The following is a 370-nucleotide window of genomic DNA, read 5'->3' on the forward strand; positions in this document are numbered from 1 at the left end:
GCTATGCCGGCAACCGCAAGTGAGGCGCGGGTGGTGCGGCGTGAGGCGAGCATGCGATCTTGATCAAAAGAGCGCGCCTCAGCAATATATTGTTCGATGTCTTTTTCTTTCATGCTTTTTGCCCGCAATTTTTGTAAGATTTTATTTCTTCATCGGTTAATTTTTGTGCCAAAAGCGTTTCAAGTTTGCTCTCTTTGACGGATGAGGGGGGGGTGTTACTGATGATGATGGGCTTGGGCGTGGGTTTTTTCCCTTCCCAATTCCACATGGATCGGTTGAGTGGGCGTTTAGAATATCCATCACATTTTGGCAGTGACTTCAGTGTGTTTGGTGAAGATATACAGCCACTGAGAAAAAGAAATGGCAAGAT

At 46.2% G+C, this 370-nt stretch carries 1 protein-coding gene and 1 pseudogene; both read right to left on the reverse strand.

The window, feature by feature from the left end:
- Window positions 1-113 (reverse strand): annotated as a pseudogene (locus tag BN338_RS13640) (virB8 family protein); the annotation flags it as partial.
- Window positions 110-370, reverse strand: a 261-nt coding sequence (locus BN338_RS13395) for a type IV secretion protein VblB7 (protein ID WP_244427652.1), incomplete at its 5' end; no start/stop codon positions are given. The gene BN338_RS13395 and the pseudogene BN338_RS13640, both read right to left, overlap by 4 nt.

The sequence above is a fragment of the Bartonella queenslandensis AUST/NH15 genome, assembly GCF_000312585.1.
Taxonomy (GTDB): Bacteria; Pseudomonadota; Alphaproteobacteria; order Rhizobiales; family Rhizobiaceae; genus Bartonella; species Bartonella queenslandensis_A.